The sequence below is a fragment of the Nonomuraea sp. NPDC050394 genome (assembly GCF_044459065.1).
Taxonomy (GTDB): Bacteria; Actinomycetota; Actinomycetes; order Streptosporangiales; family Streptosporangiaceae; genus Nonomuraea.
This window is the reverse complement of sequence record NZ_JBITIO010000026.1, coordinates 14147-30188: the sequence shown is the minus strand read 5'-3', so window position 1 is coordinate 30188 and position 16042 is coordinate 14147. Positions and strand designations below refer to the sequence as shown.

The window sequence follows — 16042 nt, the reverse complement described above, 5'->3', positions numbered from 1 at the left end:
GGAGATGTCGGGCGCGATTACGATATCCCCGGTCGGCCAGAAGGAGACGTGTGAACCTGTTCGAGCAAGGTGACGGCTTTGCAGCGTTCTGGGAAGAACGTCACCTCTGTACGCTCACCACGGTCCGGCCCGACGGCACCCCGCACGTGGTGCCCGTCGGGGTCACGCTCGACCTCGCGGAAGGCATAGCCCGGGTGATCGCCTCGGGAACGTCGCAGAAGGCCAGGTACGCCGCCCGGGGAGCCCAGGTCGCGGTCTGCCAGGTGGACGGGCGGCGCTGGTCGACGCTCGAAGGCCGGGCCGTACTCAGAGACGAGCCCGAGCAGGTCGCCGACGCCGAGCGGCGCTACACCGCCCGCTACAAGCCGCCGCGCGTCAATCCCGCCCGCGTGGTCGTCGAGATCCACGTCACGCGCGTGCTGGGCAACGTGTGATCACCGTCGTCGGCATCGGCGCGGACGGCTGGACGGGGCTGGCGCCCGGCTCGCGGACCGCGCTCGAACGAGCCGAAGTGATCATGGGCAGCGCCCGGCAGCTCGGCACGCTGCCGCCGTCCGGGGCCGAGCGCGTCGCCTGGCCCTCGCCGCTGCTGCCCGCGCTCGAAGCCCTCGTCGAGTCCTACCGCGACCGCGTGGTCTGCGTGCTGGCCAGCGGGGATCCGATGTTCTTCGGGATCGGCTCGACGCTGGTCAGGCTGCTCGGCGCCGGACGGCTCACCGTGCTCCCCCACGTCTCCTCGCTGTCGCTGGCGTGCGCGCGGCTCGGCTGGCCGGTCGAGGGCGTCGAGGTGATCAGCCTGGTGGGCCGGCCGGTGGCCGCGCTCAACGCCGCGTTCTCTCCGGGGCGGCGCCTGGCCGTGCTCGGATCGGAGCGCACCTCCCCCGCCGACGTCGCGGCCCTGCTCACCGCGCGCGGATACGGCCGCAGCACGCTCACGGTCCTGTCCGACCTCGGCTCCGCCACCGAGACCCGCCTGAACGGCACCGCCGCCACCTGGGCCGGCGAGCCGGGCTCCGCCCTGAACGTCATCGCCGTCACCTGCCGCCCCGATCCCGGCCTGGAGCCGCTGGCCCGCGTACCCGGCCTGCCCGACACCGCCTTCGAGCACGACGGCCAGCTCACCAAGCGCGAGGTCCGCGCGGTCACCCTGTCGCGGCTGGCCCCGCTGCCCGGCGAGCACCTCTGGGACGTCGGCGCCGGAGCGGGCAGCATCGCGATCGAGTGGATGCGCTCCCACCCCTCCTGTACGGCCAGCGCCGTCGAGAGCCACCCCGCCAGAGCCGCCGCCATCCGCAGGAACGCCGGCACCCTGGGCGTACCCGGCCTGGAGATCGTCGAGGCCCGCGCGCCCGAGGGGCTGTCCGGGCTGCCCGAGCCGGACGCGGTCTTCGTCGGCGGCGGGCTCACGGTGCCCGGGATGCTGGAGACGTGCTGGTCCGCGCTGCGCCCCGGCGGACGGCTGGTGGCGAACGCGGTCACGCTGGAATCGGAGGCCCTCACCGTCCGCTGGCAGGCGGAGCGTGGCGGCGACCTGGTGCGGTTGTCGGTGCAGCGGGCCGGGCCCGTGGGCGGATTCACCGCGTGGCGCCCGATGATGCCGGTGACCGTGTGGTCGGTCACCAAGCCCGACGAAACAGATGCGCCGTGACGTGTGGTCGGCCGTGAAACCTGACGAAGTGGATGCGCCGTGACCGTTCAGCCGGTTGTGAAGCCCGAGGAGGATGCGCCGTGACCGTGTATTTCATCGGAGCCGGGCCGGGGGCGGCCGACCTGGTCACCGTACGCGGGCTGCGGGTGCTGGAGCGGGCGCCGGTGTGTCTCTACGCCGGGTCGCTGGTGCCGCGGGAACTGCTGGAGTCCTGCCCGGCCGGGGCCCGGCTGGTGGACACCGCGAACCTGACGCTCGACCAGATCGTCGCCGAGTTCGCGGCCGCGCACGCCGCCGGGCACGACGTGGCCAGGCTGCACTCGGGTGACCCGTCGGTGTTCAGCGCCGTGGCCGAGCAGATGCGGCGGCTGGACACGATCGGCGTGCCGTACGAGGTGGTGCCGGGGGTGCCCGCGTTCGCCGCCGCCGCGGCGGCGCTGGGCAGGGAGCTGACCGTACCCGGCGTCGGGCAGACCGTGGTGCTGACCCGCGTGTCCGGGCGGGCCACGCCGATGCCGCCGGGCGAGGACCTGGCCACGCTGGGCGCGAGCGGCGCCACGATGGTGCTGCACCTGGCCGTGCAGCGCATCGACCAGGTCGTCGAGGAACTGCTGCCGTCCTACGGCGCCGGATGCCCGGTGGCCGTGGTGGCGCGGGCCAGCAGGGACGATGAGCTGATCCTGCGCGGAACCCTCTCCGACATCGCCGCCCGGGTGCGGGAGGCCGGGGTGAAGCGGACGGCGGTGATCGTGGTGGGCCGGGTGCTGTCGGCCTCGGAGTTCCCCGACAGCCACCTGTACAGCGCCGCCCGAGCCCGCCCATGACCCCTCCCGATCACCCACCCGCAGGTTCGCCCACACCCCCGCCCGCGAGCCAGCCCGATCACCCGTCCGCGGGCCCGCCCTCGGACTCGCGTGGGGGCCCGCCCTCGGACTCGCGTGGGGGGCCGCCCTCGCGTGGGGGCGGTGTGCTGATCCTCGGGGGTACGGCCGAGGCCAGGGCGTTGGCCGCCGAGCTGGTGCCCTCCGGCATGCGGGTGGTGTCGTCGCTGGCCGGGCGGGTCACCAATCCGCGGCTGCCGGTGGGCGAGGTGCGCGAGGGCGGGTTCGGCGGCGCTGACGGGCTGGCCCGGTGGATCGCGGCCGAGGGGGTCGAGAGGCTCGTGGACGCCACCCACCCGTTCGCCGAGCGGATGACCGCCTCAGCCGCCGAGGCCGCCGCGCTGGCCGGGGTGCCGTTGCTGGTGCTGCGCCGTCCGGGCTGGCACGAGGGGCCGGACGACCGGTGGCACCGCGTGCCCTCCCTGGCCGCGGCGGCCGCGGAGCTGGGCCGTTCGTTTCCCGGCGGGCGGGTGTTCCTGACGACGGGGCGGCGGAGTCTGCCGGTGTTCGCCGGGCTCACCTCGATGTGGTTCCTGGCCAGGTCGGTGGATCCGCCCGAGCCGCCGGTGCCCGCCAACGCGCACGTGGTGCTGGATCGCGGGCCGTACACCGTGGAGGGTGAGCGCGCGCTCATCGGCGGGCACCGTCTCGACGTGCTGGTGACCAAGGACAGCGGCGGTGCCATGACGAGCGCGAAGCTGGTCGCGGCCCGGGAGACCGGGCTCCCGGTGATCATGGTGGATCGGCCGCCGCTGCCCTCGGGGGTGCGGCTGGTGGAGAGTCCGGGCGAGGCGGCGGCCTGGGTTCAGGCCGGGTAGCGGCGCGGGGTGTAGACGGCGCCGCTCTCGCTCACCCGGGTGGTCGAGGAGCCGATGATCAGCAGGCAGCGCATGTCCACGTCGGCCGGGTCGAGGCCGGCCAGCGTGGTGACGGTGATCGACTCCCGCGGCCCGCCGACGTCACGGCCGATCACCACCGGCGTGCCGGGCTCGCGGTGCTCAAGCAGCAGGTCACGCGCGGCGCCCACCTGCCAGGTACGGCTGCGCGAGGCCGGGTTGTACAACGCCAGCACCAGATCGGCCCGCGCCGCGGCGCGCAGCCGGTCGGCCACCACCTCCCACGGCTTGAGCAGATCCGACAGGGAGAGAACGCAGTAGTCGTGCCCCAGCGGCGCCCCCACCCGCCCGGCCACGGCCTGCGCGGCGGTCAGACCCGGCACCACCCGCACCGGCACGTCCGGAAAGTCGGACGCCGCCTCCAGCACCGCGCTGGCCATCGCGAACACGCCCGGGTCGCCGGAGGAGACGACCGCCACCCGGGCGCCGTCGCGCGCCATCTCCAGCGCGTGCCTGGCACGCTCGGCCTCGACCCGGTTGTCGGTACGGTGGCGCCGCTGGCGCGGGTTCGGCTGGACGCGGTCCACGTAGGGGCCGTAGCCGACCAGGTCGGTGGCGGCGGCCAGCGCGTCCTGCGCCTCCGGCGTGAGCCACGGCCGCCCGGCGGGCCCGAGCCCGACCACGACGACCTCGCCCGGCCCCTGCCCGGCGGGCTTCTCGGGCACGAACGTGTGCTCGGCCGGGCTCGGCAGCAGCGCCAGCGAGAAGTACGGCACGCCCTCGGGATCCACGTCCTTCAGCGGCGCGACCCGCTGGGCGTCCATGGTGGCGCGTTCCACGTACCAGGCGTCGTCCAGCCGTCCGGCCTCGGCCAGCGCGTCGCGTACCTTCTCGAAGGTACGGCCCAGCTTCAGCACCGCCGCCGAGTCGGTGGCGCGCAGCTTCTCGGCCAGCACCTCGCCGGGCAGGGTTCCGGGCAGCACGGTCAGCGTCTCGTCCCGCTCGACCAGCGGACGTCCGAGCACCGCCGACGCCCCGCTGATCGAGGTGACGCCCGGCACCACCTCGGTCGGGTAGCGGTGGGCCAGCCGCTTGTGCATGTGCATGTAGGAGCCGTAGAAGAGCGGGTCGCCCTCGCTCAGCACCACGACCGTCCGCCCGGCGTCGAGATGGGCGGCGAGCCTGGCGGCGCACTCGACGTAGAAGTCGTCCAGCGCGCCCTGGTAGCCGCCCGGGTGGTCGGTGGTCTCCGTGGTCAGCGGGTAGAGCAGCAGCTCTTCGATCTGCCCTTCCCGCAGGTACGGCCGCGCGATCGAGCGGGCGATGCTGCGTCCGTGCCGCGCGGCGTGGTAGGCGATGACGTCGGCCTCGCCGATCAGTCTGGCCGCCTTCACCGTGATCAGCTCCGGATCGCCCGGCCCCAGCCCCACCCCGTACAGGCGCCCTGTGTTCTCCATCACTCCACCTCGCTCGCGATGGCGTTGACCGCCGCCGCCGTCATCGCGCTGCCGCCGCGCCTGCCGCGCACCACGAGGTGCTCGAGCCCGCTCTCGGCCAGCGCCTGCTTGGACTCGGCCGCGCCGATGAACCCCACGGGAATCCCCAGCACCGCCGCCGGTCTTGGCCCGCCCTCCGCGACGATCTCCAGGAGCCGGAACAGTGCCGTGGGCGCGTTGCCGATCGCCACGACGGCGCCGTCCAGCCGGTCGAGCCAGAACTCCAGCGCCGCCGCGCTGCGCGTGGTGCCCAGCTTCTCCGCCAGCTCGGCCACGCCGGGCGCGCCGAGCGTGCAGATCACCTCGTTGCCGGCGGGCAGTCTGCGCCTGGTCACGCCGGAGGCCACCATCATGGCGTCGCACAGGATCGGCGCCCCCGCCCTAAGCGCCGTGCGCGCGTCACCGACCACGCGCGGCGACCAGGCGAGGTCGCCAACCAGGTCGGTCATCCCGCACGAGTGGATCATCCGCACCGCCACCTGGGCGACGTCGGCCGGGAGCCCGGACAGGTCCGTCTCGGCGCGGATGGTGGCGAACGAACGCCGGTAGATCTCGGCGCCGTCGCGTATGTAGTCGCTCACTTCTGCCTTTCTTGGTATCCGTCGCCGGTCGCGACCATCTCGATGACCCGGCCCTTGGGCAGGCCACAGCGGCGCTCGCAGCCCACCCAGTGCACGGGCAGGTCCGGGCGGCGCTCACGGGTGGCCACCCACTGGGCGGCGTCGTGCTGGACGTCGGCCAGGGACTTGGCGCAGCCGGGGCTTCCGGTGCACGCGCTCACCCCTGTCCAGGGCGAGTCCGGGTCGGTGACCAGGCCGGATCCGGTCAGGTCGGGTGCTTCGGCGAGGTCGAGGAGCACGACGGTACGCCAGGGCGTGAGCCGTACCGGGACGTCGAGGGCGGCGAGCAGGCGCGCCTGGGCCGCGGTGAGCCGCCCGAGCGGGACCACGGCCTCCACCGCCACCCGCCCGTCCGGCAGCGCGACCACCCCGGCCCCGCGCGCCCGCACCGGGGCCGCGCCCACGGCAGCGCGGGCGCGCTCGGGCCCGAAGCCGGTCGAGCCGAGACCGGTCGAGCCGAGACCGGTGGCGGGGAGGTGGGCGGCGGGGAGACCGGTGGCGGTGAGGCGGTTGGCGACGCGGGCGGGGCCGTCGGGGAGTTCGGCGATGCGCCAGGCGCCGCCGTCTCCGCGCTCGGCCAGGAAGGCTCGCGCGGCGGCCAGGAGGATGTCCACTCCGGCGCCGGGTATCGCGAAGGGCGTACCGGCCAGCAGGATGCCGTCCTCGACCAGGGTGACGTCGGCGCCCAGCGAGGCGACGTCGCCGGTGCCGTCGTCCAGGGCGAACAGGAAGCGGCCCGGCAGCCCGGCCAGGGCGGGGTCGCCGCACAGGGCGCGGTCCAGCTCCTCCACGAGAGGGTGGGTGGCGAAGCCGGTCAGCCGCCCGCCGAGCGGCGAGGCGACGATGTTGCGCACCCGCTCGTGCGTCGGCGAGGGCAGCAGGCCCACCTCGGCCATCCGGCCGGCGAAGGCCGCCGGAGATTCCACCGCGCGCACCTGGACGTTGGCGCGCGAGGTCAGCTCGATCCCGCTCGTGCAGAAGGCGGCCAGCTCACGTAGCTGAGCTGGGGTGATGGCACCGCCGGGCAGGCGGATCCTGGCCAGCGGGCCGTCCGCGGCGGCGTGCGTCTGTAGCGCTCCCGGACAGGCATCTGGGCGGAGACGTCCGGAAAAGTCGGCTATGGACACGATGAGGATGGTAACGCCAGTAGGCTCACCCTTAGGCGACGGCAATGGGAGGAAGCCGGTGAGAAACCGGCGCGGTCCCGCCACTGTGACCGGGAAGCGAACCCCACTACAGGCCACTGTCCAGCGATGGACGGGAAGGCCGGGGTGAGCATCGATCCGGGAGCCAGGAGACTCCTGCCGTCGCGACACCTGCGAACGGGGCGAGGACCCCGAGGGAGGACTGCGGCGTGCCTGGCGTTCTGCTGCTCTCTACATCCGACACCGACCTGCTGAGCGCGCGCGCCAGCGGCGCGGACTACCGCCTGGGCAACCCCGCCAGGTTGCTCACCGACGACCTGCCCGCGCTCGTGGACGGCGTCGACCTGATCGTGGTCCGGCTGCTCGGCGGCCGCCGAGCGTGGGAGGAGGGCCTCGACGCGCTGCTCGCCGGCCCACGCCCGGTCGTCGTGCTCGGCGGCGAGCAGGCCCCCGACGCCGAGCTGATGGAACTGTCCACGGTGAGCGCGGGCGTCGTCGCCGAGGCGCACGCCTACCTCGCGCACGGCGGCCCCGCCAACCTCGCCGAGCTGCACGGCTTCCTGTCCGACACGGTCCTCCTGACCGGGTACGGCTTCGCCCCACCGGCGCCCATGCCCTCCTGGGGCCCGCTGGAGCGCGACTCCAAGGCCACCGAGGGCCCCGTGATCGGCGTCCTGTACTACCGGGCCCACCACGTGGCCGGCAACACCGCGTTCGTGGAGTCCCTGTGCCGGGCGATCGAGGAGTCGGGCGGCCGGCCGCTGCCGGTGTACTGCTCCTCGCTCAGAACGGCCGAGCCCGCACTCCTCGACGTCCTGCGCACCGCCGACGCCCTGGTCGTGACCGTCCTGGCGGCGGGCGGCTCCCGTCCGGCCACGGCGGGCGCGGGCGGCGACGACGAGGCGTGGGACGTCGGCGCGCTGGCCACCCTGGACGTCCCGATCCTGCAAGGACTCTGCCTGACCAGCGGCAAGAAGGAGTGGGAGGACAACGACGACGGCCTGTCCCCGCTCGACGCCGCCTCGCAGGTGGCCATCCCCGAGTTCGACGGCCGGATCATCACGGTGCCGTTCTCGTTCAAGGAGATCGACGAGGACGGCCTGACCGTCTACACGGCCGACCCGGAGCGGGCCCGCCGCGTGGCCGGGATCGCGGTGCGCCACGGCCTGCTCAGGCACACGCCTCCGGCCGAGCGGCGGCTCGTGGTCATGCTGTCGGCGTACCCGACCAAGCACTCCCGGGTCGGCAACGCGGTCGGCCTGGACACGCCCGCGAGCACGGTCAGGCTGCTGGCCAGGCTGGCCGAGGCCGGCTACGACCTCGGCGAAGGCTTCCCCGGGGTCGCCGAACAGGACGGCGACGCGCTCATCCACGCGCTGATCGCCGCCGGCGGCCAGGACCAGGACTGGCTGACCGAGGAGCACCTGGCGGGGAACCCGGTGCGCATCCCCGCCGCCGACTACGAGCGCTGGTACCGCACGCTGCCCGCGGACCTGCGCGCCGGCATGGAGCGGCACTGGGGTACGCCGCCCGGCGAGCTGTTCGTGCACGAGGGCGACATCGTGCTGGCGGCCCTGCGCGCGGGCAACGTGGTGGTCATGGTCCAGCCGCCGCGCGGCTTCGGCGAGAACCCGATCGCCATCTACCACGACCCCGACCTGCCGCCCAGCCACCACTACCTGGCCGCCTACCGCTGGCTCTCCGCGGACTTCGGCGCGCACGCGATGGTGCACGTGGGCAAGCACGGCAACCTGGAATGGCTGCCCGGCAAGTCGGCCGGGATGTCGGCCTCCTGCGGCACCGACGCCGCGATCGGCGACCTGCCGCTCATCTACCCGTTCCTGGTCAACGACCCGGGCGAGGGTACGCAGGCCAAGCGGCGGGCGCACGCGGTGCTGGTCGATCACATGGTGCCGCCGATGGCCAGGGCCGAGTCCTACGGCGACATCGCCCGCCTGGAACAACTCCTGGACGAGCACGCCTCCATCGCCGCCATGGACCCGGCCAAGCTGCCCGCGATCAGGGCGCAGATCTGGACGCTGATCCAGGCCGCCCGGCTCGACCACGACCTGGGCATGGCCGACCGGCCGCACGACACCGAGTTCGACGACTTCATCCTGCACGTGGACGGCTGGCTGTGCGAGGTGAAGGACGCGCAGATCCGCGACGGCCTGCACGTGCTCGGCCAGGCGCCGGAGGGGCCGGCCCGGGTGGGGCTGGTGCTGGCGATCCTGCAGGCCAGGCAGATGTGGGCGGGCAAGGAGGCGCTGCCGGGTCTGCGCCAGGCGCTCGGGCTGACCGAGGACGGCAGCGCGTCGCTGAAGGACGTGGACCGGGTCGAGGCCACCGCCCGCGCGCTGGTCGAGGCGATGGAGGAGCGCGGCTGGACGGTGGAGGCCGCCGCGGCCGTGGCGCCCACTCCCGAGGTGGAGCGCATCCTCCGCTTCGCCGCCACGGAGGTGGTGCCCAGGCTGGCGCGTACCACCGACGAGATCGACCACGTCCTGCACGCCCTGAACGGCGGCTACGTCCCCGCAGGCCCGAGCGGTTCGCCGCTGCGCGGGCTGGTCAACGTCCTGCCGACCGGCCGCAACTTCTACTCGGTCGACCCGCGGGCGGTCCCGAGCCGGCTGGCGTGGGAGACCGGCCAGGCCATGGCCGACTCGCTCCTGGAGCGCTACCGCACCGACACCGGCGACTGGCCGCGCTCGGTGGGCCTGTCGGTCTGGGGCACCAGCGCCATGCGGACCGCGGGCGACGACGTGGCCGAGGTTCTGGCGCTGCTGGGCATCCGCCCGGAATGGGATGAGGCCTCCCGCCGCGTGGCGGGCCTCGCGCCGATCCCGCTGGAGGAGCTCGGCCGCCCCCGCATCGACGTGACCGTCCGCATCAGCGGCTTCTTCCGCGACGCCTTCCCGCACGTCGTGGCGATGCTCGATGACGCGGTACGGCTCGCCGCCGGCCTGGACGAGGACGACGCGGACAACTACGTACGCGCCCACGTCAAGGAGGAGACGCACGGCGACGAGCGCCGGGCCACGATGCGCATCTTCGGCTCTGCCCCCGGCGCCTACGGGGCGGGCATCCTGCCGCTCATCGACAGCCGCAACTGGCGCGACGACGCCGACCTGGCCGAGGTGTACGCGGTGTGGGGCGGCTACGCCTACGGCCGCGACCTGGAGGGCGTGCCCGCGCGCGCCGACATGGAGAGCGCCTACCGCAGGATCGCCGTCGCCGCCAAGAACGTCGACACCCGCGAGCACGACATCGCCGACTCCGACGACTATTTCCAGTACCACGGCGGCATGGTCGCCACCGTCCGCGCCCTGACCGGCAAGGCCCCGGCCGCCTACGTCGGCGACAGCACCCGCCCGGACGCCGTCCGCACCCGCACCCTGTCGGAGGAGACCTCCCGGATCTTCCGCGCCCGCGTCGTCAACCCGAACTGGCTGGCCGCGATGCGCAGGCACGGCTACAAGGGCGCGTTCGAGCTGGCCGCGACCGTCGACTACCTGTTCGGCTACGACGCTACCACCGGCGTCATGGCCGACTGGATGTACGACAAGCTCGCCGCCGCGTACGTGCTGGATCCCGAGAACCAGGCTTTCATGGCCAAGTCCAACCCGTGGGCGCTGCACGGCATCGCCGAACGGCTGCTGGAGGCGGCGGAGCGGGACATGTGGGAGCACCCGGACCCGGAGATCCTGCGGGGCGTGCAGGAGGTCTACCTCAAGACCGAGGGCGACCTGGAGGACGACACCAGCCGCTGAGCCAGCACCGGGCTGCCCGCCCAGTGCAGGTGCAGGTAGGAGGCGGTGAGCAGGGCGTCGCCGTAGCCGTCGGCGCCGCCCTCCCACCGGTACAGCGCCCAGCCGCCCAGGTCGGCGGCGGTCCGGTGGAACTCGTGGCCCCTGAACCGCTCGCCCGGCCGGGTGAGCAGCGACCGGCTGACCGCCGTGGCCTCCCGGTAGCCCAGCGTCAGCTTGCCCGTCATCCGGGCCTTGCCGGGGACCCTGCCGCACATGCGCCGGCCGTCGAGCTCCTCACACAGGTACAGCAGCCCGGCGCACTCGGCGGCGATCGGCCCGCCGAACGCGGCGACCCGGGCGCGCAACGGCTCGTTGGCGGCCAGCTCGGCGGCGTAGACCTCGGGGAAGCCGCCGCCGATGATCACCGCGCCGGTGCCGGCGGGGAGCTTCTCGTCGTGCAGGGGGTCGAAGACCGCGATCTCGGCTCCGGCCGCGCGCAGCAGCTCGACGTGCTCGGTGTAGCCGAACGTGAACGCCGCGCCGCCCGCGACCGCCACGACCGGCCCGGCCGGTCCGGCGGTCACCTCGGCCGCCGGGTTCCAGGGGGTGCCGGGGAGGGCGGGGGCGGTGGCGGCGAGCCGTACCAGAGCGTCGAGGTCGCAGGAGCGGGACACCAGCTCGCCCAGGCGCGCCACCGCGGAGACCGCTTCCGCCTCGCGTTCGGCGGCCGGGATCAGGCCCAGGTGGCGGGAGGGGGTGGCCACGGCGTCGTCGCGGCGGATGGCGCCCAGGACCGGGACGCCGGCCGCGTCCAGGGCGGCGCGGCACAACTCCTCGTGCCGGTCGGAGCCGACGCGGTTGAGCACCACGCCGCCGACGCGTACGCGCGGGTCGAACGTGGCGAAGCCGTGCGCCACCGCGGCCACGGAACGGCTCTGCCTGGCCGCGTCCACGACCAGCACGACCGGCGCGTCCAGCAGCCTGGCCACGTGCGCGGTGGAGGCGAAGTCGGTCTCCCCCTTGCCGTCGAACAGCCCCATCACGCCCTCGACCACCGCCACGTCGCACCCCGCCGCGCCGTGCAGGAACAACGGCGCCACCCGCTCCTCCCCGGCGAGCCACGGATCGAGGTTCCGCCCGGGGCGGCCGGTGGCCAGGGCGTGGTAGCCGGGGTCGATGTAGTCGGGCCCGACCTTGTGCGGCGACACCCGGAGCCCGCGCGCCCGCAGCGCCGCCATGAGCCCCGTGGCCACCGTCGTCTTCCCGCTGCCCGACGACGGCGCCGCGACGACCAGCCGCGGGATCACCATTCGATGCCTTTCTGCCCCTTCTGCCCGGCATCCATGGGATGGCGCACCTTGCCCATCTCCGTGACCAGATCCGACACCTCCAGCAGCCGCTCCGGCGCGTCCCTGCCGGTGATCACCACGTGCTGGTTGCCCGGCCGCCCCGCCAGCGTGGCGAGCACGTCGTCCAGATCCAGCCAGCCCCACTTCAGCGGGTACGTGAACTCGTCCAGCACGTAGAAACGGTAGGTCTCGGCGGCCAGATCGCGCTTGATCTGCTCCCAGCCCTCGCGGGCGTCGGCCGCGTGGTCCTCCTCGGTGCCGGGACGCTGGATCCACGACCAGCCCTCGCCCATCTTGTGCCAGCTCACCGAGCCGCCCTCGCCCGACTCGCCCAGCACCAGCAGCGCCCGCTCCTCGCCGATGCGCCACTTCGCCGACTTCACGAACTGGAACACCCCGATCGGCCAGCCCTGGTTCCACGCCCGCAGCGCCATCCCGAACGCCGCCGTGGACTTGCCCTTCCCCGGGCCCGTGTGCACCATCAGCAACGGCCGCGTACGCCGCTGGCGCGTGGTCAGCCCGTCCTCCGGCACGACGCTCGGCTTGCCCTGCGGCATCTCAGCTCGCCTTCCTGTGCTCGCGGACCACCGTTCCCAGGTCATCCAGCGTGACCACCTCGGCGCCCAGCCGGGCCGCCAGCCGTACGGCGAGGCCCAGCCGGACCGGACCGCTCTCACAGTCGACGACCACGCACGCCACCCCCTTGAGCAGCCCGGCCGCCGCGTCCACGTCACCGCCGGCGGTCGCCCGCCCGTCGGTCACCACCACGACCAGCGGACGCCGGTCGGGATCGCGCATCCGCTCCACCCGCAGCACCTCCGCCGCCCTGGCCAGCCCCTCGGCCAGCGGCGTACGCCCGCCGGTCGGCAACGACCGCAACCGCGCCGCCCCCGCCTCCACCGACGACGTCGGCGGCAACGCCACCTCCGCGCCCCTCCCCCTGAACGTCACCAGCCCCACCTTGTCCCTGCGCTGGTAGGCGTCGAGCAGCAGGCTGAGCACCGCCGTCTTCACCGCGGTCATCCGCCTGCGCGCGGCCATCGAGCCGCTCGCGTCGACCACGAACAGCACGAGGTTGCTCTCCCTGCCCTCCCGCACGACCTCGCGCAGATCGCCGCCGCGCAGCAGCAGCCCGGCTCCGGTCCGCCCCCGCTCCTTCTGGTACGGCGCCGCCGCCAGCAGGGTCGCCGGCAGGTGCAGATCCTTCACCTTGCCGTGCGGCACCCGCGCCCCGGTCGCCCTGCCACGCGGCGTACGCGCCCGCGACCTCCGCCCCGAAGCACCGGCCCCGAGCCCGGGTACCTTCAGCACCGGCACCCGATACGGCGCCGCCACCCCGGCCACCGCCGTGACACCGGCCTCCTGACCGCCCGGGGAGTCGCGCTCGGCCTCCCTCTGGTCAGGCCGGGAGTCGTGCCCGGCTTCCCCCTGGTCAAGCTGGGAGTCGTGCCCGGTCTCCCCCCGGCCTCGCGCTTCCCCCTGGTCCGCCTGGGAGTTGTGCCCGGGATCCGATGTGGGTCCCGCCTCCCCCTGGTCCGCCGCCTCGCCCTGGTCGGGCTCGGAGCCGGGGCCGTCCGGGTCGGGCGGGGTGTCGGGGGCGCCGCCGCCGTCGGGGTCGTCGTCGCCCCGGTGGCGGTCCAGGAGTTCCTCCAGCAGTTCCTCGTCCAGCCCCGGCGCGTCGAACGGGTCACGGCGCCGCCGGTGCGGCAGGGACAGCCGGGCCGCCACCCGCACGTCCTCCTCCGTCACCCGGTCCCGCCCCTGCCAGGCCGCGTGCGCCATGGCCGCGTTCGCCGTGACCAGGTCGGCGCGCAGGCCGTCCACCTCGAACCCCGCGCACACCGCCGCGATCTGCAGCAGCCGCGCGTCGGGCAGCGCGACCCCGCCGCGCAGCAGCGCCCTGGCCCGCAGGATCCGCTCGCCGAGTGCCGACTCCTGGGCGGTCCATCGCGCCACGAACTCCTCGGGTGACGCGTCGTAGGCCATGCGCCGCCGTACCACCTCGGCCCGCTCGCCGGGGTCGCGCGACGCCTTCACCTCGACGGTCAGTCCGAACCGGTCGAGGAGCTGGGGGCGCAGCTCGCCTTCCTCCGGGTTCATGGTGCCGACCAGGAGGAAGCGGGCGGCGTGCCGTACCGACACACCTTCGCGCTCGACGTAGCAGGTGCCGAGCGCGGCGGCGTCGAGCAGGAGGTCCACGAGGTGGTCGTGCAGGAGGTTGACCTCGTCCACGTACAGGACGCCGCGGTGCGCGCCGGCCAGCAGCCCCGGCTCGAACGCCTTCACGCCTTCGGTCAGCGCGCGTTCGACGTCGAGTGAACCGACGAGCCGGTCCTCGGAGGCGCCGACCGGCAGTTCGACCAGGGAGGCCGGCCGCCGGTGGCGCTGTTCGCCGGGGTCGTGCGGCCCGTCGGGGCAGTCCGGGTCCGGCGCGGCCGGGTCGCAGGCGAACCGGCAACCGGCCACCACGTCCACCGACGGCAGCTGGGCGGCCAGCGCGCGGACGATCGTCGACTTCGCGGTGCCCTTCTCCCCGCGGACGAGCACGCCGCCCACCCGGGGTGAGACGGCGTTGAGCACCAGCGCCAGCTTCAGGTCGTCGAGCCCGACGACCGCGCTGAACGGGTAGGTGGCGATCAAGAGGTGACCTTCCGGTGTTCGAGGGCGTCCCGGTTGACGTGGGCGACCCGCCAGCCGCCGCGGGTGACGGCCAGCTCGGTGGTGGATAGTGGCGCGAGGTCGAAACGGGCGGCATGCAGCGGGGACAGGCCGAGCGCGTGCCCGAGCGCGGCGCGGATGGCTCCCGAATCGCAGATGACCAGGAACGGCCGCCCGCGCCGGCCGTCGAACCTGGCCCGCGTCTCGTCGAGCCACCCCGTGACGCGCGCCGTCATCCGGTCGAGGCTCTCGCCGCCGTGGGGCGCCGCGCCGGGGTCGGCGAGCCAGCTCGCCAGTGCCTCCGGCTCCTCCTGGGCGACCCGCGTGTACGGCAGGCCGCCCCACCGGCCGTGATCCGCCTCGGCCAGCGCGTCGACCACGATGGGCGCGAGCCCCATGGCCGAGGCCGTCTGCAACGCGGCCACCGACGGCGCGACGAACGCCGCCCCCGCCTGCCCGGCCGTCAGCATCTCCCCGAGCTCCCCGAGCTCCGCGAGCTCCGCGGGCTCCGTGTCACCGGGCTCGTCCCGGTCGGGCCGGGTGCCGGGTCCCGCGTATGACGCCGTCCTGGCCAGGTCGGCGGTCCCGGCCAGAAGGGCGGCCTTCGCCAGGCTGGCGCGATCGGCCTGCTCCGGCGCCGGGAAGCAGGCTGTGCGCATGCCTGGTGTGCTGGCATGCCGTACGAAGAGCACTCCGCTCAGCTCGGTGCGGCGGCCGGGACGGCGGCGGCGGCCCGGCGGGCGGCGCGCTCGCCCGCCCAGGCGAACAGCGCCCCGAACGCCGCCCAGAACACCAGTTGTGTGCCCAGCGACGCGAGCCGGAACTCCCACAGCAAGGTGGCGGGAAAGCCCGGGGGCACCTCGTCGACCCGGGGCAGCAGCGCCAGGGCGGCGACCACCGGCACGAGGAAGGTCACCACGGTGACGCTCCAGCGTGCCCACGGACCGCCGGTGACCCGGCGCCCGCCGGCGACCGCGATGGCGACGGCGGCCAGGCCCACCAGCACCATGACCACGTAGAGCAGGGTCCGGCTGCCGATCGTGTGGGGATCGCCGACGGCGGGCGGGTTGGCGGGATATTTTAGGAACGGCAGCAGGACGATCGCCAGATAGGCCGTGCCCGCCGCGGCGAACGCGAGCGCGGGGTCCGACCGGGGGCCGACCCGTCCGCGCAGCCCGGCCACGACCAGGCCGAAGATGCCGCCGACGGCGAGGCCGTACAGGCCCGTCGCGAGGAACAGCCCGGCCTTCTGCGCCGGCCTGCTGACCTCGGCCTCCTCACCGTGATGATCGTCAGCGGGCGCCGCGGGCGCGGCCGCCGCCGCGGCCTCTTCCAAAGCGATCGCGCTGTCCACGTGAGGCTCCCCCGCCAGGAAGGCGAAGGCGCCCGCGACCAATCCGGCCAGCAGGCCCAGGAGCAGCCCTCTGACCACAAGTGTGCGCACCATCGTGCCCGTCCCTAGTGGCAGGGCACGCCGAGCAGGTGACGCCCGTCGTGCATCAGCTCGTGCAGGAAGGTACCGGTCTGCGAGACCGCGCCGTTGTCCATCAGGACCAGGTACGCGATCAACAGGAACAACGGAACACTCAGCAACCAGGGCCGCAAACGGGGAAAGGGCACGGACGTCGAAGTGGTCCCACCACTCATCAAGGCCTCCTCA

At 74.3% G+C, this 16042-nt stretch carries 14 protein-coding genes and 1 riboswitch; of the genes, 5 read left to right on the top strand and 9 right to left on the bottom strand.

Annotated features, from left to right (window positions below; translation table 11 throughout):
* Positions 1 to 50 precede the first annotated feature (50 nt).
* From ACIBKY_RS51745 to ACIBKY_RS51730, 4 genes are all read left to right on the top strand, one after another.
* Entirely contained in the window at positions 51 to 434 is a 384-nt protein-coding gene (locus tag ACIBKY_RS51745) for a PPOX class F420-dependent oxidoreductase (protein ID WP_397109507.1), read from the top strand.
* A complete protein-coding gene (gene cbiE / locus ACIBKY_RS51740; protein ID WP_397109505.1) occupies positions 431 to 1648 on the top strand; it encodes a precorrin-6y C5,15-methyltransferase (decarboxylating) subunit CbiE in 1218 nt (405 codons plus the stop codon). The genes ACIBKY_RS51745 and cbiE overlap by 4 nt, the downstream gene beginning before the upstream one ends.
* 80 nt (positions 1649 to 1728) lie before the next feature.
* Positions 1729 to 2472 (top strand): precorrin-4 C(11)-methyltransferase, encoded by a 744-nt coding sequence (gene cobM / locus ACIBKY_RS51735; RefSeq protein WP_397109503.1) that lies wholly within the window; start codon positions 1729 to 1731, stop codon positions 2470 to 2472.
* 143 nt (positions 2473 to 2615) lie between these two features.
* On the top strand, positions 2616 to 3347 hold the full coding sequence (locus tag ACIBKY_RS51730; RefSeq protein WP_397109501.1) for a cobalt-precorrin-6A reductase: 732 nt from the start codon (positions 2616 to 2618) through the stop codon (positions 3345 to 3347).
* Here the strand turns inward: ACIBKY_RS51730 and ACIBKY_RS51725 are convergent.
* The 3 genes from ACIBKY_RS51725 to ACIBKY_RS51715 form a co-directional block, all read right to left on the bottom strand.
* Positions 3335 to 4822 (bottom strand): precorrin-2 C(20)-methyltransferase, encoded by a 1488-nt coding sequence (locus ACIBKY_RS51725; RefSeq protein ID WP_397109499.1) that lies wholly within the window; start codon positions 4820 to 4822, stop codon positions 3335 to 3337. The genes ACIBKY_RS51730 and ACIBKY_RS51725 overlap by 13 nt on opposite strands.
* Positions 4822 to 5442, bottom strand: a complete 621-nt coding sequence (locus ACIBKY_RS51720; protein ID WP_397109497.1) for a precorrin-8X methylmutase — start codon at positions 5440 to 5442, stop codon at positions 4822 to 4824. Before ACIBKY_RS51720 ends, ACIBKY_RS51725 begins: the two co-directional genes overlap by 1 nt.
* Complete coding sequence (locus tag ACIBKY_RS51715; RefSeq protein WP_397109495.1) at positions 5439 to 6608, bottom strand: precorrin-3B synthase; 1170 nt, start codon at positions 6606 to 6608, stop codon at positions 5439 to 5441. The genes ACIBKY_RS51720 and ACIBKY_RS51715 overlap by 4 nt, the downstream gene beginning before the upstream one ends.
* Positions 6600 to 6805, top strand: a riboswitch (cobalamin riboswitch). It overlaps the preceding gene by 9 nt.
* A 30-nt stretch (positions 6806 to 6835) precedes the next feature.
* On the opposite strand from ACIBKY_RS51715, the gene cobN reads away from it, so the two are divergent.
* A complete protein-coding gene (gene cobN / locus ACIBKY_RS51710) occupies positions 6836 to 10396 on the top strand; it encodes a cobaltochelatase subunit CobN (RefSeq protein WP_397109493.1) in 3561 nt (1186 codons plus the stop codon).
* Here the strand turns inward: cobN and ACIBKY_RS51705 are convergent.
* From ACIBKY_RS51705 to ACIBKY_RS51680, 6 genes are read right to left on the bottom strand one after another with little or no spacing between them, the layout of a single operon-like run.
* On the bottom strand, positions 10351 to 11685 hold the full coding sequence (locus ACIBKY_RS51705) for a cobyrinate a,c-diamide synthase (RefSeq protein ID WP_397109491.1): 1335 nt from the start codon (positions 11683 to 11685) through the stop codon (positions 10351 to 10353). The genes cobN and ACIBKY_RS51705 overlap by 46 nt on opposite strands.
* Positions 11679 to 12281, bottom strand: a complete 603-nt coding sequence (gene cobO / locus ACIBKY_RS51700; protein WP_397109489.1) for a cob(I)yrinic acid a,c-diamide adenosyltransferase — start codon at positions 12279 to 12281, stop codon at positions 11679 to 11681. Before cobO ends, ACIBKY_RS51705 begins: the two co-directional genes overlap by 7 nt.
* A 1-nt stretch (position 12282) precedes the next feature.
* A complete protein-coding gene (locus ACIBKY_RS51695) occupies positions 12283 to 14364 on the bottom strand; it encodes a putative cobaltochelatase (RefSeq protein WP_397109487.1) in 2082 nt (693 codons plus the stop codon).
* Complete coding sequence (locus ACIBKY_RS51690) at positions 14361 to 15041, bottom strand: histidine phosphatase family protein (RefSeq protein WP_397109485.1); 681 nt, start codon at positions 15039 to 15041, stop codon at positions 14361 to 14363. The genes ACIBKY_RS51695 and ACIBKY_RS51690 overlap by 4 nt, the downstream gene beginning before the upstream one ends.
* A gap of 38 nt (positions 15042 to 15079) precedes the next feature.
* Complete coding sequence (locus tag ACIBKY_RS51685) at positions 15080 to 15829, bottom strand: CbtA family protein (RefSeq protein WP_397109483.1); 750 nt, start codon at positions 15827 to 15829, stop codon at positions 15080 to 15082.
* Positions 15830 to 15840: 11 nt separating this feature from the next.
* Positions 15841 to 15960, bottom strand: coding sequence for a CbtB-domain containing protein (locus ACIBKY_RS51680; RefSeq protein WP_246510127.1), 120 nt, complete (start codon positions 15958 to 15960; stop codon positions 15841 to 15843).
* Between the last annotated feature and the right edge of the window lie 82 nt (positions 15961 to 16042).